The organism is Amycolatopsis sp. NPDC031561 (assembly GCF_055580625.1).
Window position 1 is genome coordinate 75,994 of record NZ_JBVILA010000008.1, and the last position, 23,325, is coordinate 99,318.

Consider the following 23,325-nt stretch of genomic DNA (forward strand, 5'->3'; position numbering starts at 1 on the left):
GTGTCTTTGGAAGTCCAGCGCGACGGCGAGCACCGCTTCATCGGCCGCAACGAACGCGGTGCCGAGGTCGTGATCGGCCGCAAGGGGGCCGAGGGCGCCTTCTCGCCCGCCGAACTGCTTCAGATCGCGGCGGCGGGCTGCTCGGCCGTCACCGCGGAGAACCTCATCACGCGCCGGATCGGTGAGGACTCGAAGTTCCGGGTCGGCGTGACCGCGGACAGGCGCGAAGGCGCTTCGGAACTCGACGCCGTCCACGTGGCCTTCGACGTCGACGTGTCCTCGCTCGCCGCGGCGGACCGGGAGGCGCTCGCGGTGGCGGTGGACCGCGCCATCGAGCGGCTGTGCACGGTGAGCCGGACGCTGAAGAAGGGCATCCCGGTCACGGAGAGCTTCCCTGTCGAGTAGGCCTCCGGATGTAATGAACGGGACTTTCATTGCAGAATTTGCAATGAAAGTCCCGTTCATTACACGGGGCTAGTGTTTGGCGGCGTGGCCTTCGGAGCTCCAGACCACGTACGCCTCGTCGGCGTCGGTGGTCATGGCCTCGATGAACTTCTCGTTGTCGAAGCCGGGCAGCGTCTGCAGCCGCTCGATCAGCGCGTCGGCGGCCGGGTCGCCGCTGGGGATCGCGGTGCCCTTCCCGTCGGCGCCGGCGAGCATGAAGAAGACGTCTTCCTTCCACGGGCCTTCAGGGATCACTCTGACCACCACCGCGGACAGCTCGGACCACGTGACGGCTTCCTCGCTTCCGTCCGCGAGCTGGCGCCGCACCCCGGTGTCATCGACGCTGACGGTCCGGGATTGTGCGTTGGGCGACTCGTGGGACAACCGGTTCTCCCTGTCTTCGGCGTTCCGTTTAAGGTACTCGGCGGTGTTCCAGGCCACTCAGGCCGGGGCGGCGGCGTCGAGGCGGCGCAGCGCGTCGCGGGCGACCTTCGGGTCCATGGTGGGCCAGAACGGCGGCAGCGAGGCACGCAGGAATCCGCCGTAGCGGGCGTTGGCCAGCCGCGAATCGAGGATCGCCACGACACCGCGGTCAGTGACCGAACGGTGCAGGCGCCCGGTTCCCTGCGCGAGCAGCAAGGCGGCGTGCGTGGCCGCGACGGTGAGGAAACCGTTGCCGCCCCTGGCTTCCACGGCTCGCTGCCGCGCCGACGAGACCGGGTCGTCCGGGCGCGGGAACGGGATGCGGTCGACCACCACGAGCTGGAGCGACGGGCCCGGCACGTCGACGCCCTGCCACAACGACAGCGTGCCGAACAGGCAGGTGCGCGCGTCCTCGGAGAACTTCTGCACCAGCAGGCCGGTGGAATCGTCGCCCTGGCAGAGGATCGGCAGGTCGAGCCGCTCCCGCATCTCCTCGGTGGCCTGCTTCGCCGCGCGCATCGAGGAGAACAGGCCGAGCGTGCGCCCGCCCGCGGCCTCGATCAGCTCGGCCAGCTCGTCCATGGTCGAGGGCTGCAGCCCGTCCCGGCCCGGCGGCGGCAGATGTTTGGCCAGGTAGAGGATGCCGTTGCGCTTGTGGTCGAACGGGGAGCCGACGTCGAGGCCGGTCCACTTCGGGCCGTCTGCGTCGTCGCTGTCGGCGGGAGCGGCCTTCTCGGTCGCCGTGCCCGGTGACTTCTCGACCCTGGCCCCGCCGGGCGGAAGACCCCATTGCCGGGCCATGGTGTCGAACGTGCCGCCCAGGGTCAGCGTCGCCGACGTGAGAACGGTCGTGTGCTGGTTGAAGACCCGCTCGCGCAGCAGCCCCGCGACACCCAGCGGAGCGACCTTCAGCGCGGGCGGACGCGGGTTGGTGGAGAAGCGGTCCCCGGTCAGCCAGACGACATCGCGCTGGTGCGCCTTGTCGTCGTCGAAGGCTTCGAGGAGCCGGACAGCGGTGTCGTGGACCTCTTCGAGCAGCGACCGCGCCAGTTTACGGGCCGTGGCCCCGTCGACGTCTTCCTTACGGTCCTTGCCGAGCGAGGTGAGGCAGCGATGCGCGGCGTCGCGGACCGCGGGGATCGCCCCGTTGAGAGCCTGGGGCAGGGAGTCCATGCGGCCGGACGGCAGGTCGTCGAGGATCAGGGCAAGCCCGTCGCTCGCCTCGAGCAACTGGTCGGCCACTTCGTCGTCGACCAGTTTCCCGCAGCGCCGGGCGGCGGCGGAGACCATGCCGCTGGTCAGCTCGCCGGTGGCCACCGACGTCACGCGGTCGACCAGGTCGTGCGCCTCGTCGATGATCACCAGGTCGTGGTCGGGGAGCACCTGGTAACCCTGCAGCGCGTCGATCGCCAGCAGCGCGTGGTTGGTGATCACGACGTCGGCCTTGCCCGCCTCGGCGCGGGACCGCTCCGCGAAGCAGTCGGTGCCGATGGGGCAGCGCGAGGCGCCGAGGCATTCCCTGGCCGTGACGGAAACCTGCCGCCACGCCTGATCCGAAACACCGGGGACGAGCTCGTCGCGATCGCCGGTCTCGGTGTCGGACGACCATTCCCGCAGCCGCGTGACCTCCTTGCCCAGCCGGGAGACGGCGAACGGGTCGAACAGCTGCTGGTCTTCCGGCTCGTCCGGGGCACCGGAATCGAGCCGGTGGAGGCAGAGATAGTTACGGCGGCCCTTGAGGATCGCGAAGGTGGGCTCGCGGCCGAGGGGCTTCTTCAGCGCCTTCGCCAGCCGGGGGAGGTCTCGGTCGACCAGCTGGCGCTGCAGCGCGATGGTGGCCGTGGAGACCACGACCGTGGCCTCTTTCTCGACCGCGTGCCGGATCGCGGGAACGAGGTACGCCAACGACTTCCCGGTGCCGGTGCCCGCCTGGACGGCCAGGTGCTCACCGGTGCGGATGGCGCGGCCGACGGCGTCCGCCATCTGGACCTGGCCCTCGCGCTCGGCACCACCCACGGACTCGACCGCGTGGGTCAGGAGTTCGAGGACACCGGGGAAGTCAGCACGGGAGGGCACGGGACAAGACGATAGCCGGGGCCACCGTCAGGATCCTGAGGCCCGTGCAATGAACGGGACTTTCATTGCAAAATTTGCAATGAAAGTCCCGTTCATTACACACCGGAGAGGTGGTGAAAGGGCCGGTCACACGTCCTTGCGACTGTGCTTGTCTTCACCGAAGCGAGAGACCAGCGCCCAGGTGCCCGGAAGCAGCGCCGCCGCGACGGCGATCTTCAGCGCGTCCCCGATCAGGAACGGCACGACACCCTTCGCGAGCGCGGTCGACAGGCCGACGTCCAGCGAGGCCATCAGCCACGGCACGCCGATCGAGTAGATGACGAGGTTGCCCAGCACCATCGTCCCCGCCATGCGCAGCGGCGTGCGGTCCCCGCCGCGGCCGGCGAGCGCGCCCACCAGGGCACCGGCGAAGACGAATCCGACGATGTATCCGGCGCTGTGGCCGAACAGGCCCGACGAGCCGTCCTGGAACCAGCCGAAGCCTGCCGCGCCGACGGCGAGGTACAGCGCCATCGACAGCGCGCCGCGCTTCCAGCCGAGCGCGGCGCCGACCAGCAGGGCGGCGAACGTCTGGCCGGTCATCGGCACCGGCGAGCCGGGCACCGGGATCATGAGCTGCGCGGCCGCACCGGTCAGGGCGGCACCACCGGCGACCAGGACCGCGTCACGGACCAGAGCGCCGGGAACGAGGTCGGCGAGAACCGGACGGTGGCCGGCCACAGACAGCGAAGACACTCAGACCTCCTATGAGTACACGAATGTGAACCGAGGTTAACGCCAGACGGCGGGCCGCGGACCGAATGTCGGCCACCTCACGGTCATCGCCGGTCCACTCGTCCGGGTGGCGTGGACCTGCGCCGGTCAGGCTCTTGGTGAAGGCTGCCGGACATGAAGAAACTCGGTTCGAGGCTGTTGTCGGTGACGATGCTGACCGGGGCGCTGGTGACGGGGGTCCCGGCGATCGCGTCGGCCGATGCGGCACCCGCGACGGCGTCGGCGTCGGTCGGTTCGCTCGACGTGGAGATCGGCGACGAGCACGTCGTCACCGGCGATCTCGCGCCGTGCGACGTCGACGGGCCGCTGACCGGGAAGACCCAGGGCGGGTCGACCGGCGATTTCGCCCGGTTCGGCGGCGGTGACTCGAACTGCGGCCGGACCGGCGCGGTGGCCGTCGCCGAGGCGTCCGGACGGCGGTTCGAAACCAGCCTGCTCAAGCGCTTCGGCGGTCCGGTGATCAAGGTCCGCACGTTCATGGCGAAGTGCAGCACCACCAAGGACGGCAGCCTCGGCTACATCGAGTTCGGCGACGTCACCGGGTTCACGCTGCCGGAGAACATCCCGCAGAACTACCGGCTGACCATCGCCGGCGGCAAGGGCGGGACGGCGCTGGCGTCGCTCACGGTCAACGAGACCGTCACGCCGACGCCGCCCGACGGGAGTCTCGTGACGCACATGCTGCACATCAAGCTGTTCCCGCAGGGCGGCGGACCGGCGAAGGGCGACATCTACCTCGGCACCGCACGCTGCGACCCCTACGGCAAGAAGACCCCCTGACCCCCCGCGTTTCGTCCTCTAGTTGCGGTAATTCGTACTCCCAACCATCGCAACTAGAGGACGAATTGCGGAAGGGGCTCAGGTGCGCGAGACGTACTTCGCGGCCGCGGCGACGAACTCGCCCGCCCTGGTCGCGAGGTCCGTCAGCGACCCGCCGGAGGTGAGCGCGTCGCCGAGCAGCGGAGTGGCCGCGGCGACGGCGATCGAACCCGACTCGAGGTACTTCGCGACGTCGGCGAGGTGCACGCCGCCGGTCGGCACGAGCGGGATGTCCGGCATCGGCGCCCGGATCGCCCGCAGGTAAGCGACCCCGCCGACGGCGGCGACCGGGAACACCTTCACCGCCGCCGCGCCGAGGCGCCAGGCCTGGTCGATCTCGGTCGGGGTCAGCGCGCCGCAGACCACCGGCAGCCCGCGTTCGTGCGCGCGCTCCAGTACCAGCGGGTTCACCGTCGGCGTGACCAGGAACGTCGCGCCCGCGTCCGCCGCGATGTCCACATCGGACGGTTCACGCACGCTCCCGGCCCCGACGTGCGCGTCGTCGCCGAGCTTCTTGCGGATGACGGCGATGGCTTCCGGGGCGCCCGGCGTGGTCAACGCCGCTTCGAGCACCCGCACGCCCGCCGCGTGCAACACCGTGGCGGCGTCGGCGAAGCGGTTCGCGTTGTCGGCTCGCAGGATCGCGATGAGCCGGTTTTCGATCAGGGTGTCCTGGAGGTGGTGCTGGATCATGCGGTCGGGACCGGCGCCTTCCCGGTGTAGGTCACGCCGGCCTCGTCGAAGTCCTTGAGCGCCGCGTCGACCGTCGGCTGCGAGCCGCCGACGGTGAGGTCCAGCAGCACTCGCACGGTGAAGCCCGCCTTCGCCGCGTCGAGCGCTGTCGCGCGCACGCAGAAGTCGGTCGCGATGCCGACGACGTCGACCTCGGTGACGTCGTGCTCCTTCAGCCAGGCGTCGAGCGTCTTGCCGTCACGCGCGTTGCCCTCGAAGCCCGAGTACGCGGCGGTGTACTCGCCCTTGGAGAAGACCTCGCTGACCGGGACCACGTCGAGCGCCGGGTGGAACGACGCGCCGGAGGTGCCCGCGACACAGTGCCGCGGCCAGCTGTCCTTGAAGTCCGGCGTCTCGCTGAAGTGGTCGCCCGGGTCGATGTGGTAATCGCGGGTGGCGACGACGTGCGCGTAGCCGCCCTCGGCGGCCTGCTTGGAGATCGCTTCGGCGGCGGCGGCGCCACCGGGCAGGCCGAGCGACCCGCCTTCGCAAAAGTCGTTCTGCACATCGACCACGATCAAGGCGGTCCCCATGTGTTGCTCCTGAGTTCTCTCTAGACGAATACGGTCGGGATGGCGGGCTCGCCGTGCGAAAGCTTGAGGCCTTCCCATGGCAGGCTCACCAAAGCCCGTCGCAGCCGCTGGCGCGCGTCGTCCAGCGTGGGCAAATCATCCACGGTCCGGCCGTCCCGGACCAGCGGTATCTGCAATTCGTGGTCGTCCGGTCCCCGTTCCGGTGCCGGCGAGGCGGCGGTCCAGATCACCTCTTCGACGGCGGTGCCGGTGCCGCGGTGCCGCCGCAGCGCGGATTTCCGGCCGCCGCGGGACTCCTTGTGCGCGCTGCGCTTGGCGACCGGCCTGCCGTCGACCTCGACGAGTTTGTAGACCATCCCGGCGGTCGGCGCGCCCGAGCCGGTGACGACCGAGGTGCCGACGCCGTACGCGTCGACGGGTTCCGCCCGCAGCGCCGCGATGGCGTGTTCGTCGAGGTCGCCGGACACCACGATGCGGGTGTCCTTGGCGCCCAGGGCGTCGAGCTGCTCGCGGGCCTTGCGGGCCAGCGGGCCGACGTCGCCCGAGTCGATGCGGATCGCGCCGAGTTCGGTCCCGGCCACCCGGACGGCCGTCTCGATGCCCTTGGTGATGTCGTAGGTGTCCACCAGGAGGGTGGTGTCGGTGCCCATCTTGTCCACCTGCGCGCGGAAGGCCTCTTCCTCGCTGTCGTGCAGCAACATGAACGCGTGCGCGACGGTGCCCCGCGTCGGGATGCCGTAGCGGCGGCCCGCTTCGAGGTTGGACGTCGTGGCGAAACCGGCGAGGTACGCGGCCCGCGCGGCGGCGACGGCGGCCCACTCGTGCGTGCGGCGCCCGCCCATCTCGATGATCGGCCTGCCGTGCGCGGCGCCCGACATCCGCGCCGCCGCGGACGCGATCGCGCTGTCGTGGTTGAGGATCGAGAGGATCAGCGTCTCCAGCACGACGGCGTCGCCGAAGGAACCGGTGACGGTCAGGATCGGGGAGCCGGGGAAGTAGAGCTCGCCCTCGGCGTAGCCGTCGATGTTCCCCGAGAAGGAGTACTCCGAGAGCCACGAAAGGGTGGCGTCGTCGACGACGGCGGTCGCTTCCAGCTGGCTCAGCTCGGCGTCGGTGAACCGGAAGTCCGCGATCGAGTCGAGGACCCGGCCGGTGCCCGCGACGACGCCGTAGCGGCGGCCGTCGGGGAGACGACGTGCGAAGACCTCGAAGACACACGGCCTGTCCGCGGTCCCGTCGGCCAGCGCGCTGGCCAGCATGGTCAGCTCGTAGTGGTCGGTGAGCAACGCGGTGCCGGCGCCAGTGGCCGCCTCGGGGGAACCCATGGTGCCAGCCTATTCACTCACATGGCCGGACCTGCCAACCCGTACCGGGTTGGGCCCGTGACACCATGGAGTGCATGTCCACGCCTGTCGCATCCGAGCAGACGCAGGTTGATCCACAGGGAGTAGAAGTCGTCTCTGAGGACAATCCCTGGCGGACGGTCGTCTGGAACGATCCGGTGAACCTCATGTCGTACGTGACGTACGTGTTCCAGAAGCTGTTCGGTTACAGCCGGGACCACGCGACGAAGCTGATGCTCGACGTGCACCAGAAGGGCAAGGCGATCGTGTCCTCCGGTTCCAAGGAGAAGGTGGAGATCGACGTCGCGAAACTGCACGCGGCCGGCCTCTGGGCGACGATGGAGCAGACTTCATGAACGGATGGCGCCGCAAAGGCGAGACCATCGTCGCCGGGTTCGAGCAGCAGGAGGCCGCGGTCCTGCGAGGTCTGGTCAGCCAGCTGGAGGACATGCTCACCGCGCGCGCCGAGGAGGCGCCGCAGGACGAGCTGGCCGAGCTGACCGGGATCCGCACCGGCCCGACGGAGTCGCCGGACGATCCGGTGCTCTCCCGGCTGTTGCCGGACTTCCACAAGCTGGACCCGGACAACCCGACCCGCGAGGACATCGACTCGGCCGCCGCGATGCGGTCGCTCCACGAGCCCGACCTCCTGGACAAGAAGGTCGGTGTCGCCAAGATCGTGCTGGACACCCTGCCGCGTGACGGCGGGAACGTGCGGCTGACCTTCGAGCAGGCCGACGCGTGGCTCGGCGCGCTCAACGACGTCCGGCTGGCGCTGGGCACCGCGCTCGACGTCACCGAGGACATGCCCGACGAGCTTCCCGAGGACGATCCCCGCGCGCCGCATCTCGGCGTCTACCACTGGTTGACCTGGGTGCAGGAGACCCTCATCCAGTCGTTGACATCGTGATCACCGACGTTCCCGGCGTGCTGGTCGGGCACCACGAGCGGGTCGGCGACGGCTGGGCGACCGGGACGACGGTCGTGCTGGTCCCCGGCGGCGCAGTCGGGGCCGTCGACCAGCGCGGCGGCGCGCCCGGCACGCGGGAGACCAATCTGCTGGAGCCGGAGAACCTGGTCCAGCACGTCAACGCGATCTGCCTGTCCGGCGGGAGCGCGTACGGCCTGGCCGCGGCGGACGGCGTCATGCGCTGGCTCGCCGAACGGAACCTGGGGATACCGGTCGGGACGCGACCGCACGAAGTGGTGCCGATCGTGCCCGCGGCGGTGCTGTTCGACCTGCCGCGCAGCGACTGGGGAAACCGCCCGGACGCCTCTTTCGGCTACGCCGCCTGTGAAGCGGCCGCGGCCGGTCCGGTGCCGCTGGGGACCGTCGGCGCGGGTGCCGGGGCGAAGGCGGGATCACTCAAAGGTGGGATCGGGACGGCCTCGGAGCGGGTCGGGGCGTTCACCGTCGGCGTCGTCGCCGCGGTGAACGCCGCCGGAGAGGCCGTCGATCTCTCGACCGGCCGTGCGTTCGCGGCTGATCACGAAGTCGACGGCGAGTTCGGCGTCCGCTGGCCCCACCGGCCCGGCGACGTCGAGGCGAAGGCGGCGGGACTCAACACGACCATCGGCGTGGTCGCGGTCGACGCGGCACTGTCCAAAGCGGAGGCGCGACGGCTCGCGGTGGCCGCGCAGGACGGTCTCGCCAGGGCCGTGCGGCCGGCGCACACGATGTTCGACGGCGACACGGTCTTCGCGCTGGCGACCGGCGACCGGGAGCTCCCCGGCGGCGCGGGCCCGGTCGCGGCGACCCAGCGGGCGGTTGTGCTGGACACGCTCTGCTCGGCGGCCGCGCGGGTGTTCGGACGGGCGATGGTGCACGGCGTGCTGAACGCCACTTCCGCCGGAGGCATGCGCGCCTACCGCGACGTCTGGCCCGAAGCCCTCGCGTAACGCGGAGGTGCCGTCCGTTGATCAAATCGGCATGCACCCTGGGGGCTCGTGGATCATCGAGATCCACAACGACAACATCAACACCTACGGCGGTGTCACGCTGGTGCTGACCGACGTGCTCGGCTATACCACCGAGACCGCGTACCGGGTCGCCGGTGACATCGACCGCCGCGGCAAGGTGGAGCTGGCTCCGGGGCCGTGGGCGGAAGCCGAGAAGCTGGTCGCGGCGCTGCAAGTGCGTGGCCTTCGGGCGAGGCTCCGGCATGCGTGACGGGGCTCGCGCGGTCCGGGACGGCGACGGCGTCCGGCTCGACCTGACGGAGAACGTGGCCGAAGTGCTGCGAGCGATCCTGGTCGATTTCGGCCAGGCCCTGGAGTCGCGGGCCGAGGACGTCCGGGACGACTCTGGTCCTCGACCGGGCCGGGGTCGCCGATCTGCGGCTCGTGCTCGTCCAGGCGCAGGTCAGGTACCTGCGCCGCCCTAGGTGGAAGGCCCATGCGCCGAAGGACTTCGTGGCCAGACGAGACCGCGATGTGAAGTCCGCCTGGCTGGCCTCGCTCGAAAACCTGGTCACGACCGCGATCCTCGACGACCCGGCGGCTCCGGGCGTCCACACGCTCTGAGTGGCAGCAATCTCAGAGTGTGGACCGGCCGCGTCCAGCACCTAAGATGTGCGATGTGCTCCGGATCCGCCGTGAACTCGTCGACGAGATCGTCGCCCATGCCCGCCGTGACCATCCCGATGAGGCGTGCGGGGTGATCGCCGGTCCCGAGGGATCGGACAGCCCCGAGCGGTACATCCCGATGCTGAACGCGGCGCGCTCACCCACGTTCTACGAATTCGACTCGGGCGACCTGCTCAAGCTCTACCGCGAGATGGACGCCAACGACGAGGTGCCGGTGGTCATCTACCACTCGCACACCGCGACCGACGCCTATCCGTCTCGCACCGATGTCTCGTACGCCTCGGAACCCGACGCGCACTACGTGCTCGTCTCCACCAAGGACCCCGATTCGCATCAGTTCCGGTCTTACCGGATCGTGGACGGGGAGATCACCGAGGAGCCCGTCGAGATCACCGGCTGAACCCCGGCCCCGGGAATAACCCGGACCGGCCCGAACGTCTGCGTAGCAGAGAACCCACCGGAGGTAGAAAACCATGGCCGTGACCGTGTCCATCCCGACCATCCTGCGTACGCACACTGGCGGCGAGAAGTCCGTCGAGGCGAGCGGCAAGACCGTGCTCGAGGTGATCGACGACATCGAGTCCCGCCACGGCGGCCTCAAGGCCCGCCTGGTCAAGGAAGAGAAGCTGCACCGCTTCGTCAACGTCTACGTCAACGACGAGGACGTCCGCTTCTCCGGTGGCCTCGAGGCCGAGGTCAAGGACGGCGACACGCTGACCATCCTGCCCGCCGTGGCCGGAGGCTGATCCATGGCTCGCTTCGAGTCGCTGCTCGACACGCTCGGCGGTACCCCGCTGGTCGGCCTTCCCCGGCTTTCGCCCACCCACGACGTGCGGTTGTGGGCGAAGCTGGAGGACCGCAACCCGACCGGTTCGATCAAGGATCGCCCCGCGCTGGCGATGATCGAGGCCGCCGAGCGTGAGGGCAAGCTCCGGCGTGGCTCCACGATCCTGGAGCCGACGTCGGGCAACACCGGGATTTCGCTCGCCATGGCCGCGAAGCTCAAGGGCTACGGCCTGGTGTGCGTCATGCCGGAGAACACCTCCACCGAACGCAAGCAACTGCTGCAGGCGTACGGCGCGCGGATCGTCTTCTCCCCGGCCGCCGGCGGGTCCAACGAGGCCGTGCGCCGGGCGAAGGAACTGTCCGAGGCCAACCCGGACTGGGTGATGCTCTACCAGTACGGCAACCCGGCCAACGCCGAAGCGCACTACCGCGGCACCGGGCCCGAACTGCTCAAGGACCTGCCGACGCTGACGCATTTCGTCGGCGGCCTCGGCACCACCGGCACCCTGGTCGGTGTCGGGCGCTACCTGCACGAGGCGAAGCCGGACGTGCAGATCATCGCGGCCGAGCCGCGCTACGGCGAGCTGGTGTACGGCCTGCGGAACCTCGACGAGGGGTTCGTCCCGGAGCTCTACGACGCGAGCGTGCTCAACGGCCGCTTCTCCGTGGGCGCCTACGACGCGCTTCGCCGGACACGTGAGCTGCTGGAGCACGAAGGCATCTTCGCGGGGATCTCGACCGGTGCCGTGCTGCACGCGGCGCTGGCCGTCGCCGAGAAGGCCGCGGCTTCGGGGAAGCCCGCCGACGTGGCCTTCGTGGTCGCGGACGCGGGGTGGAAGTACCTCTCGACGGGCGCTTACTCCGGTTCGCTCGACGAAGCCGCCGAGAGGCTCGACGGGCAGCTCTGGGCCTGATCCCGGTTCCGGATGTCATGAAAGGGTCGTTCAGGACGTTTTTCGTCCTGAAAGCCCCTTTCATGACATTTGTGTGGCCGTGCGCTGTCGTTGCGAGTGGCGCTTCGATCAGAGCTGACCTGCGATGGGCGACCTCGGTTGAGGGGTCCCCAATGTCGCATTTGAGACGCTCAGCGTCCCCAATGCGACATTGGGGACATGCGAACCGAGGTCGCCACGCCAGTCCGGTCGAGCAGTCGGGGCGCTCGCTAGCGTCATCCGCACACCCCCGGGTCACGCTGGCACGATGGCGGGCATGAAGGTCATCGGGTTGCTGGGCGGGATGAGCTGGGAATCGTCGGCCGAGTACTACCGGCTGGTCAACGAGCGCGTCCGTGAGCTGCGCGGCGGGTACCACTCCGCGCGCACCGTGCTCTACTCCGTGGACTTCGCCGAAATCGAAGCGATGCAGGCCGAGGGCCGCTGGGATGACGCCGGCCGGGAACTGAACCGAGCCGCGCGCGGCCTCGAAGCCGCCGGAGCTGACTTCGTCGTCTTGTGCACCAACACGATGCACAAGGTCGCTGACCAGCTCACCGACGGCCTCGGCATTCCGCTGCTGCATCTCGCGGACACCACGGCCACCGCGATCAAAGCCGCGAACCTCGAGCGCGTCGGGCTCCTGGGCACCGGTTTCACCATGGCCCAGCCGTTCTACCGCGAACGCCTCGCCGCGCACGGGCTCGACGTGCTCGTGCCGGACGAAGTCGATCGCGAGACGGTGCACCGGGTCATCTACGACGAACTCGTCCACGGCGTGGTCACCGATGAGTCGCGCGAGCGGTACCGCGAGGTCATCGCGCGGATCGTCGACGCGGGGGCGGAGGGCGTCGTCTACGGCTGCACCGAGATCGAACTGCTCGTCGGCCCCGGAGACAGCCCGGTGCCCACGTTCCCCACCACCAGGTTGCACGCCGAGGCGGCCGTGGACTACGCGCTCGGCAAGATTTCGCTCCCCTCCGCCGAGTGACGTTCGTGCTGCGCGAAGGCTTGCCGCCACAGCCTGTCCTGTTCTTCACCGGTGAATCCGGCACGCGGCACGCCGAAGACGTCCTCGATCGCCGTCCACCACTCGGCCGGTGACTCCAGCACCGTCTTGTCGCCCGGCAGACGGCTCAACGTCAGCGCGCGCAGCGAGTCCACGCCATCGGCGTCCCGGCGTTGCAGCACGAGTGTGCGGACGAAGCCGGAATCCGCGGATGTGGACAGCTCGACGTGCTTCTCGGCGAAGTCCGGCATCACGGCCGTCTCGGGCGCGAAGTCCATTCCCAGGAAGCTGCCCTGCGGATCGTGATCGAACCGCCAGCCGCCGGGGGTGACCTCCGAGGCCCGCATGCCGAAAACCAGTGGCCCCTGTTTGTACTCGCCTTCGAGCAGCGGGATCGGCTGGTGGATGCCGTCGCCGAGCCCCACGTCGACGAACCAGTTCGTTTCCGGTGTCTCCGTCAGCCCGGACACCGTCAGCGGCAGGTGGTTGAGGTGGATCCCGGCCGGGTCACCCGGCATCTGCGCCCCACCCGGATGCCGCGTGACCTGGTAGCCGAGCGCCGTCAACAGGGCCGAGAACGCGCCGTTGAGGTGATAGCAGTAGCCGCCGCGACCGGCGGCGATCCGGCCGAACGACACCGCCGGATCCAGCGATGTCACCCGGCCCAGCTGGACTTCGAAATCCTCGTACGGCACCCGTTCCACATGGGCCGCGTGCAGCCGGAAGAGCGCGTCGAGGCCCGGCGGCTCGTGCTCGAGGCCGAGTCGCGCGAGGTAGACCGGCACGTCGACGTGCTCGGAAGAAGGGATCCCCATGCGAGCGACCGTAGCGCCCCCTACCGACAATTCAGGGTTCTCACGGAGGCGATCTCGCCGATCCCCGTCGTAGCCTGGGGAGGTGACCACTTTGCCTTCCCAGCCGGTCCCGGCGAGCGAGTCGTCCGGTACTGATCCGGCCAAACGCGTCCTGCCGCCGAACCCGAAGGCCGCCGTGATCGTGGCGCTGGCCTTCACCGTGCTGCTCTACCTGGTCGAGCTGGTCGACGTCGTGCTGCCCGCCGACCTCGACCAGGGCGGCATCCTCGCCCGTGACGTCTCCGGGCTCGATGGCGTGCTCTGGGCGCCGTTGCTGCATTCGGGCTGGGGGCACCTGTTCTCCAACACCGTCCCGGTGCTGGTGTTCGCCTTCCTCTCGATGGCCGCGGGCATCGGCCGGTGGGTGCTGGTGACAGCGATCATCTGGGTGCTGTCGGGTCTCGGCGTCTGGCTGATCGCGCCGAGTGGCACGGTGACCGTGGGAGCTTCCGGCGTCGCCTTCGGATGGCTCGCTTTCCTGCTGGTCAGGGGCATCTTCAACCGTGCGGTCGGGCAGATCCTGGTCGCCGTGCTGCTGCTGGGCATCTGGAGCGGAATGCTCTGGGGACTGCTGCCGGGTGATCCGAACGTCTCGTGGCAGGGCCACCTGTTCGGTGCGCTGTCCGGCGTCTTCGCGGCCTGGGTGGTGGCGCGGATGGACAAGACCCGAGCCAGGCAGGCCTCTTCAAAGGGGACTCCCGGCGGTGCCGGTAACCTCGCCGGGTGACCAAGCCGAGCGCCGACGCCCCGATCGGCGTCTTCGATTCCGGAGTGGGCGGGCTCACCGTCGCCAGGGCGATCCTGGAGCAGCTGCCCGGTGAGCAGTTGCGCTACGTCGGCGACACCGCCCGCAACCCGTACGGTCCGCTCCCCATCGCGACGGCGCGCCAGTACGCGCTCGAGGCCTTGGACGACATCGTCGAGGGCGGGGTGAAGGCGCTGGTCATCGCCTGCAACACCGCCTCCGCCGCTTGTCTGCGTGACGCGAGGGAGCGCTACGACGTCCCCGTGGTCGAGGTCGTCCTCCCTGCCGCACGTCGGGCTGTCTCGGCGACGCGTTCCGGCCGGATCGGCGTGATCGGCACCGAGGGCACCGTCCGGTCCCGCGCCTACGACGACGCCTTCAACGCCGCTCAGGACGTCGAGATCACCAGCGTCGCGTGCCCGCGGTTCGTGGACTTCGTCGAACGCGGGATCACCACCGGGCGCCAGGTGCTCGGACTCGCACAGGGTTATCTGGAACCACTGCTGGACGCACAGGTCGACACACTCGTCATGGGCTGCACGCACTACCCGTTGCTGTCCGGGGTGCTGCAGATCGTCATGGGTCAGGACGTCACGCTGGTGTCCAGCGCCGAAGAGACCGCGCGTGACCTCGTGCGCGTACTCACCGAGGACGATCTCCTCGCCGAGCGCGACACCCCGCCGCGGCACGAGTTCGTCGCCACCGGATCCGCCGAGCCGTTCACCAGGCTCGCTCAGCGGTTCATGGGTTTCGCTCCGGGTGTGCTGGCTCCCACCAGTGCGTAAAATCGCCGATTCCGTGCTTAAGGTGTCACAGTGCGTCTCACGATCCTCGGCTGCTCAGGCAGCATCCCCGGGCCCAACGCCGCCGCGTCCGGCTATCTGATCGAGGCGGACGGGTTCGTCCTGGGGCTCGAACTCGGCAACGGGACGCTCGCCAGGCTGCAGGCCTTGCGCGACCCGTTCGACCTGGACGCACTGATCCTTTCGCATCTCCACCCCGATCACTGCGCCGACGTCAGCGCCCTCACCGTGCTGCGGCGCTATCACCCCGCGCTGCCGTATCCGGAGAGGCCGCGCAGGCTGCCGGTGTACGGACCGTCGGACGTGCACGAGCGGCTCGCCCTCGCCTACGCGGCGAACGAGGAGGAGCGGGCGATCACCGATCTGTCCGACGTCTTCGCCTTCGACGCCCTGCGGGCCGAGCCCATGCGGATCGGGCCGTTCGAGGTCACCGCGGTCCCGGTCGACCACCCGACCCCGGCGTTCGGGCTGAGGTTCGCGCACGGCGGCAAGACGCTCGCCTACACCGGGGACACCGGCGTCTGCGACACCTTGACCGATCTGGCCGCCGGCGTCGACGTCCTGCTGTCCGAAGCGTCCTGGACCGACTCGCCCGACCGGCCCGCCGGTGTCCACCTGTCCGGCAAGGAAGCGGGTGAACTGGGGCGCAAGGCGGGGGTGGGACGGCTGCTGCTCACCCACGTCGCGCCCTGGACCGACCGTGAGGCCGTCCTCGCCGAGGCGGCCGTCGCGTTCCCCGCCGCCGAGCTGGTCGAGCAGGGCGCCGTCTACGACATCTGACGCGGGGTTCTAGAGTGACGGCCGTGGCGAGAAAAGACGGCAGGAACGACGACCAGCTTCGCGACATCAAGATCACCCGTGGCTTCCAGAGGTGGCCCGCGGGTTCGGTGATGATCGAATTCGGCGACACCCGGGTGCTGTGCGCGGCGAGCGTCACCGAAGGCGTCCCCCGCTGGCGGGCCGGTTCCGGCCTCGGCTGGGTCACCGCCGAGTACGCGATGCTGCCGTCGGCGACCAACACCCGCAGCGACCGCGAATCCATCAAGGGCCGCGTCGGCGGCCGCACGCACGAGATCTCCCGGCTGATCGGCCGGTCCCTGCGCGCCTGCATCGACCTGGCGGCGCTGGGGGAGAACACGATCGTCATCGACTGCGACGTCATCCAGGCCGACGGCGGCACCCGCACGGCCGCGGTGACCGGTGGCTACGTCGCGCTCGCCGACGCCGTCACCTGGCTCGGCGCCGCGGGCCGCCTCGCCGACCCGCAGCCGCTTTCGTCCTCGGTGGCCGCGGTGAGCGTGGGCGTCGTCGACGGTCGCGTGCGCCTCGACCTGCCCTACGAGGAGGACTCGCGTGCGGAGGTCGACATGAACGTCGTCGCCACCGACGCGGGCACCATGATCGAGGTGCAGGGCACCGGTGAGGGGGCCACCTTCGCGCGGTCCACTTTGGACACCATGCTGGACATGGCGCTCGCGGGCTGCGAGGAGCTGACCCGCCTGCAGACCGAGGCGCTCGCGCTGCCGTACCCCGGCGAACTGCCCGAGCCGCGGCCGGACAAGAAGAAGGGTGCGAAGTGACCAAGCTGCTTTTGGCCACCCGCAACGCGAAGAAGCTCGGCGAACTCCGGCGCATCCTGGTGGCGGAAGGGATCGAGGGCGTCGAGGTCATCGGCCTCGCTGACGTCCCCGAGTTCCCCGAGGCGCCCGAAACCGCCCCGGACTTCGAAGGCAACGCGCTTGCGAAGGCGCAGGACGCGGCCGCCGCGACCGGCCTCCCCGCGATCGCCGACGACTCCGGCATCGCCATCGACGCGCTCAACGGCATGCCGGGTGTGCTCTCGGCACGCTGGTCGGGCAAGCACGGCGACGACGAGGCGAACCTGAACCTCGTGCTGGCTCAACTGTCCGACACCCCCGACGAGCGCAGGGGCGCGGGGTTCGTCTGCGCGGCGGCGCTGGTCGTCCCCGGGGGCGACGAGACCGTGGTGCGTGGGGAATGGCGTGGCACGTTGATCCGGGAACGCCGTGGTACCAACGGATTCGGTTACGACCCGATCTTCGTGCCCGAAGGTGAGACGCGGTCATCGGCCGAGCTGGAACCATCTGAAAAGGACAGTGCGTCGCATCGCGGACTGGCGTTGCGGGCGTTGGTGGGGGAACTGCGGAAGCTGGCCTCTTGAGGTGGTCGGATCCCGACACGACTCGGTGACGATGCAGGAGGCGGGTGCTGAACGCCTCAATTCCTGCGTCGTCAATTCCGGAAACAGTCATCGAATCACCAGCCGGGACTGGGCAAACGTCGGTAGGAAAATACCGGTATGCTCCATACCTGAATCGCCATTCACGACCGGTTCGACGAAGTGATCACTTTCACGCCGGGCCCGAGAGTCTCGAGCCCCGTCACCCGGGATGAGCGCCGCAGCATCAAGGTCATCTCCAGATCCGCCAACGGACTGACGTCCACGGGCGTCCGTGTGCCGCCTATCCAGAGTATTTCCAGGGTGGAGTGCGAAGCGAGTGGGCGAAGATCGCCCAGTTGACAGAATGACAGATAAAGGGACTTCAATGGCAGGTCTGCCAGTGGCTTGAGATCTGTCATGTCAACAGAAGAGGCCGTGAGGTGTCTCATGTCAGGAAAGGTTGTGGCGAGGTTTCGGGAGGAAACCCCCATTGCTTCCTCGCTGTGACAGGTCAGGCGGCCGATGTCGGGCATCGGCCGCGTCGCCTTCAACGTCCGCGAGGGGCATTCCCAAATGCTCAGGCTTTCCAAAGACGACAATGATGCGATGGCGTTGAGGTTGTTGATAGACTGCAGTTGATCGAGCGACATATGCGTCACCTGATCCAAGCGGCTGATTGCGTCGAGGCCTCGCCACGGCGTGTATCGGAAAATTGTCAAATTTGCGAGTTTTTCAAGAGTTCTCAATGTTTTCAGACTCGTGTACCTCCTGGCGAAGAGAAGGTGGACCTTCTCCAGATCTGGATGGTCGGCCAGGTGGGCCAGATCCACGACCGCGTCATTGTCGAAACAGATGTCCACTTCCCGTAAACAGGGCACGCCGGAGAGTAGGGAGAGGTCCGTGTGCCTTTCCGAGAGAGGTAGATCGATCCGGAAGTCGGTAAGGTTGCGAAGTAATTTAGCCTGTGGGACCAGCCTGCTCGCGTGAGCTTCGAGCCTTCCTCCCCGAAGAGGCGAATCGGCGAGAACCTCCTTGGCGAAGCGTTCCGGATCGAAGTATTGCCAAGCCTCACAGAGCTGTTCCTGAACCTTCCGCCGACTGTCCTGTGCGTAGTTTCGAAGCAGTGGCAGAGCGTCGTTCCCCGCGGTGAGGGCGGTCGCCCGGACCGTCGCGGAGGCTGCGGAATCACTCAATCCGTCAAGGTTTTCGGGAAGATAGTGCAAGAGTCGGACTCCGACCGATGCGAGAGAGCGGGTCTCACGAAGGTCACGTGGCGGCACGAGATGTTCCCGGATGACCCGTTCGACCCGGGAGATGACTTTGGGATCGACGTTGCTAACGGTCTCCAGGCATGCCGCCGCGAGCAGCCGCAATCGCCGGCTGTAGCGCGGTTCCGCACCGGCGCGAACGAGGATGCCGTTCAGTAGCTTGTTGGTCTGGTGGCGCTTCGCGTGCCCACACGCCATGACTATGGTTTCCCGCCAGGTGTCACGATGTGCCTGGGAGACCATCATGTCGATGTAGCTCGCATCGGTGGCCTCGTAGGCCGCAAGGAACTCTTGGAACGTGCGGTGGACGAAATCGACCCGGCCGCTCACCGGCTCTCGCAGTACTCCACTGCGTTCGAGGAGGTGGTTCAGCACTTCCTGCGGGCTGTGGTCGACGTGCGGAATCCACTTCAAACGGTAGGCGACGTGCTCGAGCACCTCGTCTTTCGGCAGTTCGACCTTGCCGCCTGAGGTGAGCCGCCACGCGAGATGGCCGAGCAGAATCTGTTTTTGCTGCTCGTTCAGCAGCACTGTGATGCCGCGTTCGGCATCACGCATGTGCAGCAGCATCGACAGTGCCTTGCGATATAGGTCCATCCGGTCGCGCGGCAGTTCGGATCGGTGCGCCAGATTCAGAGCGCAGAGCATCGCGCATAGCAAAGGGCTGGACGCCAGTGTCCGTAATTGCGGTCGGTTCGTGAACTGATTCAGCAGCCGCCGCTGCGCGGAGTCGAGATCCTCTTCCGGGCGAACCGAAACCGCAGCATTATGCCAGCGGCCCACCAACGCGTGGATGTCGTTGACGCTCATCGACTCCAAGAGCACCGAACCGAACTCTTCTTGTGAGAGCCAGCCCTGGTCGGCCGCGGCCGCTCGTGAGGTGACGACGAAACGTGCGTCGGGGTAAGTCAGTCCGAGTTCCTGTAGCCATTCTTTGACTTTCCGGCGGCGTGCCGCGTCGACTTCGTCGACACCATCCACGAGGACGATCGCCCGGCCGGTGAGCAGTACGCGGTCCGCCCAGTTGGTGGGTGCGCGTCCGGCCAAGGTGGGTGCTGAGCACTGGACGAACTGGTCGGCGTTCGGCAGTTCGCCGGTCGTAAATCTCCGTAGCCGGATCACGAATGGCACGAATCCGTTCCATTGGGAGAGTTTTCCGCTGAAACCACCTGTCGCGGCTTTGACCGCGAGCCAGTTGAGGAGGGTGGTCTTTCCCGAACCTGCCTCGCCGCGGACGAGTGTCCGGAGAGAATCGCCGATCGCGTCTTCGATCCGCATGGTTGCTCCCGTGCGGTGGCCTGGATGTTTCTCGAACCATTCCGTCGGATGGTGGTTGCTCCTGCGTGTGCGCTCCGATGAGACGGAAAGACTGAGGTAGGCGACCGTCAGGGGCAACGTCGGCTGGTCGTCCATGGTCAGTCCGAGCAGTTCGAGTTTGTCCAGTTTGCGGGCGATCAGTCTCAGGTATTCTGCTTGGAACTCGGCGTCGTGGTTGGTACCGGTAGGGGCAGCGAGGCTGGTCTTGGGGACCCTCGTGAGAATTTCCTCGAACTGAGCCGATTGTTGGCTCAGTCGTTTGAGCACCTCGGCGAGCGTCGTCGGCTGGAAGGACGGCAGATGCCGCACCACCATCACCAGGTGACGGCACGCCTGATCCAGAGCAAACTCGTACAGATCCGCCGTCCGCTCGGCCAGCAGGGCTGAGCGCCCAGGGAACTGTTCGCGGACGCGCCGAGCCAGCTGTTCCGGATCGGCGTCGTCCGCTAGAAGGGCTCTATCGGAGAGATCGACCTTGCCAAGCGTGTCTTCTACGGCAAGGAACGCCGCGGCGATCTCGTTTCCGGGCAGCGTCGAGAACCGTGCAGCGAGAACCGGCTTCAACTCTTCGGCCACCTGAAGGCCGATATTCTCCACCAGGTTCTCGAGCTTGCGTTTCTCGAGCGGTCCCTTGAGCTCATCAGCCGCCAGTTCGGCCAGACTCGACTCGCGTTCGGTCTTCTTTCGTCGCCGTTGTAGCCACGACTTCGCCGCGTGTGTGGCGATGGTGCCGCCCAATTTGAGGGCGGGTCCCTCCAGCCCCGTCATCGTCAGGAGATTACGCCAGCGAGAGGTCCCGGAGAAGCTTCGCGACGTGACCGGTAGCGCGCACGTTGTACTGCGCCACCGCGATCTTGCCGTCCGCGTCGACGACGAACGTCGAGCGGATGACGCCTTCGTAGACCTTGCCGTAGTTCTTCTTCTCGCCGAAGGCGCTGTACGCCTTGAGGGCGGTCTTCTCCGTGTCGGAGAGCAGCGGGAAGGTCAGCCCCTCCGCCTCGACGAACTTCGCGAGCTTCGCGGGCTTGTCCGGCGAGATCCCGAGCACCTGGTAACCGGCGTCGTTGAGCTGCGCGAGGCTGTCCCGGAAGTCGCAGGCCTGCTTCGTGCAGCCCGGCGTGCCAGCGCTCGGGTAGAAGTACACGACGACCGACTTGCCGCGGAAGTCGCTGAGCTTGACGTCGTTGCCCTCGCTGTCGGGGAGGGTGAAGTCGGGCGCTTTGTCGCCGGGGGAGAGTCGCTGCTCGGTCATGACGCACACGGTAGCGAATCGGCGGCGTCAGACCTTTCCGCAGTACTTCGCGGCGACGGGTTCCGAGGGGCTCGGCCGCACCTGCAGGCGCAGTTTCACCGGCTTGTCCGGAACGGCGAACGCCAGGTTCAGGTGGACCGACCGGCCGGGCGCCACGTCCTTGCCCGCGTCCGCGATGCCGTTGTAGCCCTGCACCGCGTCGACGACCTGTTTGACCGACGAGCGTTCGCCGTCGACCTCACCGGTCACGGACAGGCCGGAAAGCCGGTAGGTCCCGTCGCCCGCGTTCGTCACTTCGATGCCGAAGGCCACCGCGCGCGGGCTCTGCGGGTACGCCGACGCGCTGGGCCGGAAAACCTTCGGCGCGGACACGGAGATCGTGACCCCGCTCGCGAACCGGTGCGGGGCGCCGAACGCGAGGTCGCCTTCAGCGTGCGTCGCGGCCAGCCCTTGCGCCGGGGCGTCCGCGCCGAGCACGGCCGCCCCCTTTTCCGGTGCCGGGACCCCGCACGCGGCCGCCAGCGTCAGCGCACAGGCGGCGATCAAGAACTTCGGGGTGCGCGGGGGCGCCATGTGCGGTTACTCCAGTCGGCGGTGCGGGTGGGCCGTTCGAGGTAGTCATTAGTGCCGAAGAGTCCAGAGTGACTGGCTTCTTCAGCTGAGAGGAGCGGCACGGCCGGGTTGAAGCGCACCTGGTGTACAGCCGTGGCCGATCCGTGATCGGAAGGGTACGGCTAGTGACAGTCGTCACCTCGGTGGCACACCTGGAGGGGTCAAACGGCGAAGGCGAAGAACAGGATGAAGATCGCCAGACCGGACACCCACGCCACGATCAGCCAGCCGAAATCGCGCATCGGGTCGACCGCGCGGCTCTCCTCGCCCGGGACGTAGACGCCGCGCTCTTCGAACCAGTCCACCCACCGGGTCATCCAGCGAAAGGGGCTTCGAGACGCCATGGCCGTCACAGTACGGGCACGGGTGATCGGAGTCAGCCAGGGAGGGGCCGCCCAAAAGGGCGAATCGGACGTACGAGTAATCGCCCACTAGGCCCTTTTGTCCAACAGGTTCACCCGTCAGGCTGTAAAGATGGCGCTGGGAATCGATATCTACAGCCGCTTCCAATCCGTTACTAACTGGCAGGCCGTCAAGAACCATGGCGTGACGTTCGTCTTCGTCAAGCTCACCGATGGCGGTGGCCTGCCGAACGGCGGCCGCCACACCGGCGGGGCGCTCGTGGCCGGAGCGAGATCCGTGGGGATTCCGGTGGGCGGCTACCACTTCGCTCAGGCGAGTCCTTCGCCGGAAGCGCAAGCCGACCTGTTCATCGCCGAGGTCCGGAAACTCGGCGCGACAGGCTGTGTTCCGATGCTCGACCTCGAAGACAATCCGCCGGGTTCCGGGGCACCGAACATCCCCGACGGCCGCAAGCGCGACTTCTCGATCAGGTTCTGCAATCGTGTGGCGGGGCACGGGTTCCGGCCAGGTATCTATATGAACAATTCGCTCGCCAAGATGCTGCGTCCCGACCAGTTCGGCGTGTCGGACCTGGTGATCTGGATCGCGCGCTACGGCGCCAAACCCGACGCCGCCGCCGGCCGCTACGACGTGCACCAGTACTCGGACGCCGGTCAGGTCCCCGGCATCCGCGCGAGCAGTGTCGACCTCAACGAGTCCTACACGAACGCCCACTTGACCGGCGGCGGCGCCGCCCCGAAACGGAAGGCGACGACAGAACTCATGGAACGCAGGACCATTCCGGCCAGCCCGGCCACCACGTCCGTGCGGCTGCTGCTCTCCGGCAGCGAGACGGCCGCGATCATCGTCCGCCCGCGGATCGACGGCGACGGCACCACCGACTCGCCCGTCTGGCAGGGCAACATCTTCGCCTGGGGCAGCGACAAGGTCGGTGTCGGCGGGAATCCCTTGCAGGCGCCCGGATTCAACCCGAAGACGGTGTCGCACCGGCGGTACGCCCTGCCGGGCGCCGTCTGGGTCGACTACGAGTACAGCTCGAACGTGGAGTTCGAGATCGACATCGTCGGCTGACGGCTCGAAGGTCCGTGAAGGAGGCCTTCACGTATTTTTGAGTGGTGGCACGTAGAGCACCCGCGCGGGTCCGGCAGGGGCTGCGACTCCGGCGCCCGGCCGAATTTCACGACCGGCGGGACTTTTCGCCGGCGCTCGCAGCCGAGATCTCCCGCCTTGAACGCACCCGCAATTACCTCGGAGCCGGTGCGACCCGGACCGCATTGCGCCTCTGGCAAGAAGTCACCGCTGACCCGTACCGGCGGCTTCGGGTCGACAGCAAGGGTTGCGGCGTCTGGGAGTGCTGCGGCGATCCCCTGGAGGCGAGGGAAATGCTCGAAGGTGTCCTGCTCGCGCTCCCCGCTCGGCTCACCCCGGAATTCCAGGCGTACCTCCGGCGCATCGACGAGCAGTGGTGACGC

Annotated in this window: 29 protein-coding genes; 18 read left to right on the top strand and 11 right to left on the bottom strand. The window is 68.1% G+C overall.

The window, feature by feature from the left end; all coding sequences use genetic code 11:
* Window positions 1-405 carry an OsmC family protein gene (locus ACZ5IK_RS18740; RefSeq protein ID WP_410666271.1) on the top strand — a complete coding sequence of 135 codons (405 nt, stop codon included), beginning with the start codon at window positions 1-3 and terminating at the stop codon, window positions 403-405.
* Between the two features lie 69 nt (window positions 406-474).
* Here ACZ5IK_RS18740 and ACZ5IK_RS18745 read toward each other — a convergent pair whose 3' ends face one another.
* From ACZ5IK_RS18745 to ACZ5IK_RS18755, 3 genes are all read right to left on the bottom strand, one after another.
* Window positions 475-828 (bottom strand): hypothetical protein, encoded by a 354-nt coding sequence (locus tag ACZ5IK_RS18745; protein WP_026466908.1) that lies wholly within the window; start codon window positions 826-828, stop codon window positions 475-477.
* A 57-nt stretch (window positions 829-885) separates the two neighbouring features.
* The gene (locus ACZ5IK_RS18750; protein WP_465488809.1) at window positions 886-2,943 is read right to left on the bottom strand and encodes an ATP-dependent DNA helicase; all 2,058 of its coding nucleotides are present in this window, start codon (window positions 2,941-2,943) and stop codon (window positions 886-888) included.
* 126 nt (window positions 2,944-3,069) lie between these two features.
* Entirely contained in the window at window positions 3,070-3,678 is a 609-nt protein-coding gene (locus ACZ5IK_RS18755; RefSeq protein WP_465488810.1) for a biotin transporter BioY, read from the bottom strand.
* Window positions 3,679-3,831: 153 nt separating this feature from the next.
* On the opposite strand from ACZ5IK_RS18755, the gene ACZ5IK_RS18760 reads away from it, so the two are divergent.
* The gene (locus tag ACZ5IK_RS18760) at window positions 3,832-4,497 is read left to right on the top strand and encodes a choice-of-anchor P family protein (protein WP_465488811.1); all 666 of its coding nucleotides are present in this window, start codon (window positions 3,832-3,834) and stop codon (window positions 4,495-4,497) included.
* 78 nt (window positions 4,498-4,575) lie between these two features.
* On the opposite strand, the gene ACZ5IK_RS18765 is transcribed toward ACZ5IK_RS18760, so the two are convergent.
* Genes ACZ5IK_RS18765 through ACZ5IK_RS18775 form a run of 3 tightly spaced genes read right to left on the bottom strand, consistent with a single transcriptional unit; the run spans window position 4,576 to window position 7,126 of the window.
* On the bottom strand, window positions 4,576-5,229 hold the full coding sequence (locus ACZ5IK_RS18765; RefSeq protein WP_101610192.1) for a bifunctional 4-hydroxy-2-oxoglutarate aldolase/2-dehydro-3-deoxy-phosphogluconate aldolase: 654 nt from the start codon (window positions 5,227-5,229) through the stop codon (window positions 4,576-4,578).
* Window positions 5,226-5,801 carry an isochorismatase family protein gene (locus ACZ5IK_RS18770; protein WP_101610191.1) on the bottom strand — a complete coding sequence of 192 codons (576 nt, stop codon included), beginning with the start codon at window positions 5,799-5,801 and terminating at the stop codon, window positions 5,226-5,228. Before ACZ5IK_RS18770 ends, ACZ5IK_RS18765 begins: the two co-directional genes overlap by 4 nt.
* 20 nt (window positions 5,802-5,821) lie before the next feature.
* Window positions 5,822-7,126 carry a nicotinate phosphoribosyltransferase gene (locus ACZ5IK_RS18775; protein ID WP_465488812.1) on the bottom strand — a complete coding sequence of 435 codons (1,305 nt, stop codon included), beginning with the start codon at window positions 7,124-7,126 and terminating at the stop codon, window positions 5,822-5,824.
* 74 nt (window positions 7,127-7,200) lie between these two features.
* Here ACZ5IK_RS18775 and clpS point away from each other — a divergent pair, with 74 nt between their 5' ends.
* The 9 genes from clpS (at window position 7,201) to ACZ5IK_RS18820 (ending at window position 12,439) form a co-directional block, all read left to right on the top strand.
* Window positions 7,201-7,500 (top strand): ATP-dependent Clp protease adapter ClpS, encoded by a 300-nt coding sequence (gene clpS, locus ACZ5IK_RS18780; RefSeq protein ID WP_101610189.1) that lies wholly within the window; start codon window positions 7,201-7,203, stop codon window positions 7,498-7,500.
* The gene (locus ACZ5IK_RS18785; protein WP_005165656.1) at window positions 7,497-8,054 is read left to right on the top strand and encodes a DUF2017 domain-containing protein; all 558 of its coding nucleotides are present in this window, start codon (window positions 7,497-7,499) and stop codon (window positions 8,052-8,054) included. The genes clpS and ACZ5IK_RS18785 overlap by 4 nt, the downstream gene beginning before the upstream one ends.
* Window positions 8,051-9,043 (top strand): P1 family peptidase, encoded by a 993-nt coding sequence (locus tag ACZ5IK_RS18790; RefSeq protein ID WP_465488813.1) that lies wholly within the window; start codon window positions 8,051-8,053, stop codon window positions 9,041-9,043. Before ACZ5IK_RS18785 ends, ACZ5IK_RS18790 begins: the two co-directional genes overlap by 4 nt.
* A 31-nt stretch (window positions 9,044-9,074) precedes the next feature.
* Window positions 9,075-9,314, top strand: a complete 240-nt coding sequence (locus tag ACZ5IK_RS18795; RefSeq protein WP_101610186.1) for an ATP-dependent Clp protease adaptor ClpS — start codon at window positions 9,075-9,077, stop codon at window positions 9,312-9,314.
* Entirely contained in the window at window positions 9,307-9,528 is a 222-nt protein-coding gene (locus ACZ5IK_RS18800) for a hypothetical protein (RefSeq protein WP_465488814.1), read from the top strand. The genes ACZ5IK_RS18795 and ACZ5IK_RS18800 overlap by 8 nt, the downstream gene beginning before the upstream one ends.
* Window positions 9,529-9,722: 194 nt before the next feature.
* The gene (locus ACZ5IK_RS18805; RefSeq protein WP_101613470.1) at window positions 9,723-10,130 is read left to right on the top strand and encodes a M67 family metallopeptidase; all 408 of its coding nucleotides are present in this window, start codon (window positions 9,723-9,725) and stop codon (window positions 10,128-10,130) included.
* Window positions 10,131-10,203: 73 nt separating this feature from the next.
* Window positions 10,204-10,476 carry a MoaD/ThiS family protein gene (locus ACZ5IK_RS18810; RefSeq protein ID WP_034308802.1) on the top strand — a complete coding sequence of 91 codons (273 nt, stop codon included), beginning with the start codon at window positions 10,204-10,206 and terminating at the stop codon, window positions 10,474-10,476.
* 3 nt (window positions 10,477-10,479) lie between these two features.
* Entirely contained in the window at window positions 10,480-11,430 is a 951-nt protein-coding gene (locus ACZ5IK_RS18815; protein WP_410666275.1) for a PLP-dependent cysteine synthase family protein, read from the top strand.
* A gap of 295 nt (window positions 11,431-11,725) precedes the next feature.
* The gene (locus ACZ5IK_RS18820; protein ID WP_465488984.1) at window positions 11,726-12,439 is read left to right on the top strand and encodes an aspartate/glutamate racemase family protein; all 714 of its coding nucleotides are present in this window, start codon (window positions 11,726-11,728) and stop codon (window positions 12,437-12,439) included.
* On the opposite strand, the gene ACZ5IK_RS18825 is transcribed toward ACZ5IK_RS18820, so the two are convergent.
* Window positions 12,400-13,272, bottom strand: coding sequence for an arylamine N-acetyltransferase family protein (locus ACZ5IK_RS18825; RefSeq protein WP_465488815.1), 873 nt, complete (start codon window positions 13,270-13,272; stop codon window positions 12,400-12,402). The two genes, ACZ5IK_RS18820 and ACZ5IK_RS18825, sit on opposite strands and share 40 nt — an antisense overlap.
* A gap of 91 nt (window positions 13,273-13,363) precedes the next feature.
* Between ACZ5IK_RS18825 and ACZ5IK_RS18830 the strand changes: the two genes are divergently transcribed.
* The 5 genes from ACZ5IK_RS18830 to rdgB are packed head-to-tail and all read left to right on the top strand — an operon-like array spanning window position 13,364 to window position 17,041.
* Window positions 13,364-14,038, top strand: coding sequence for a rhomboid family intramembrane serine protease (locus tag ACZ5IK_RS18830; RefSeq protein ID WP_465488985.1), 675 nt, complete (start codon window positions 13,364-13,366; stop codon window positions 14,036-14,038).
* Window positions 14,035-14,841 carry a glutamate racemase gene (gene murI, locus ACZ5IK_RS18835; RefSeq protein ID WP_093937632.1) on the top strand — a complete coding sequence of 269 codons (807 nt, stop codon included), beginning with the start codon at window positions 14,035-14,037 and terminating at the stop codon, window positions 14,839-14,841. The genes ACZ5IK_RS18830 and murI overlap by 4 nt, the downstream gene beginning before the upstream one ends.
* Window positions 14,842-14,871: 30 nt before the next feature.
* Window positions 14,872-15,639 (top strand): MBL fold metallo-hydrolase, encoded by a 768-nt coding sequence (locus ACZ5IK_RS18840; protein WP_465488816.1) that lies wholly within the window; start codon window positions 14,872-14,874, stop codon window positions 15,637-15,639.
* Window positions 15,640-15,662: 23 nt separating this feature from the next.
* The gene (rph, locus tag ACZ5IK_RS18845; RefSeq protein WP_101613467.1) at window positions 15,663-16,439 is read left to right on the top strand and encodes a ribonuclease PH; all 777 of its coding nucleotides are present in this window, start codon (window positions 15,663-15,665) and stop codon (window positions 16,437-16,439) included.
* On the top strand, window positions 16,436-17,041 hold the full coding sequence (rdgB, locus tag ACZ5IK_RS18850) for an RdgB/HAM1 family non-canonical purine NTP pyrophosphatase (RefSeq protein ID WP_465488817.1): 606 nt from the start codon (window positions 16,436-16,438) through the stop codon (window positions 17,039-17,041). Before rph ends, rdgB begins: the two co-directional genes overlap by 4 nt.
* 161 nt (window positions 17,042-17,202) lie before the next feature.
* On the opposite strand, the gene ACZ5IK_RS18855 is transcribed toward rdgB, so the two are convergent.
* The 4 genes from ACZ5IK_RS18855 to ACZ5IK_RS18870 form a co-directional block, all read right to left on the bottom strand.
* A complete protein-coding gene (locus tag ACZ5IK_RS18855) occupies window positions 17,203-20,394 on the bottom strand; it encodes an NACHT domain-containing protein (protein WP_465488818.1) in 3,192 nt (1,063 codons plus the stop codon).
* Window positions 20,395-20,404: 10 nt separating this feature from the next.
* Window positions 20,405-20,878 carry a thioredoxin-dependent thiol peroxidase gene (gene bcp, locus ACZ5IK_RS18860; RefSeq protein ID WP_465488819.1) on the bottom strand — a complete coding sequence of 158 codons (474 nt, stop codon included), beginning with the start codon at window positions 20,876-20,878 and terminating at the stop codon, window positions 20,405-20,407.
* Between the two features lie 27 nt (window positions 20,879-20,905).
* Window positions 20,906-21,451 (bottom strand): hypothetical protein, encoded by a 546-nt coding sequence (locus ACZ5IK_RS18865; RefSeq protein ID WP_465488820.1) that lies wholly within the window; start codon window positions 21,449-21,451, stop codon window positions 20,906-20,908.
* A 200-nt stretch (window positions 21,452-21,651) separates the two neighbouring features.
* The gene (locus ACZ5IK_RS18870; protein ID WP_101610178.1) at window positions 21,652-21,834 is read right to left on the bottom strand and encodes a hypothetical protein; all 183 of its coding nucleotides are present in this window, start codon (window positions 21,832-21,834) and stop codon (window positions 21,652-21,654) included.
* A 130-nt stretch (window positions 21,835-21,964) separates the two neighbouring features.
* On the opposite strand from ACZ5IK_RS18870, the gene ACZ5IK_RS18875 reads away from it, so the two are divergent.
* Window positions 21,965-22,924, top strand: a complete 960-nt coding sequence (locus tag ACZ5IK_RS18875) for a glycoside hydrolase family 25 protein (protein WP_465488821.1) — start codon at window positions 21,965-21,967, stop codon at window positions 22,922-22,924.
* A 44-nt stretch (window positions 22,925-22,968) separates the two neighbouring features.
* Window positions 22,969-23,322: a hypothetical protein gene (locus ACZ5IK_RS18880; protein ID WP_465488822.1), complete on the top strand. Its 354-nt coding sequence runs from the start codon at window positions 22,969-22,971 to the stop codon at window positions 23,320-23,322.
* The last annotated feature ends 3 nt before the right edge of the window (window positions 23,323-23,325 follow it).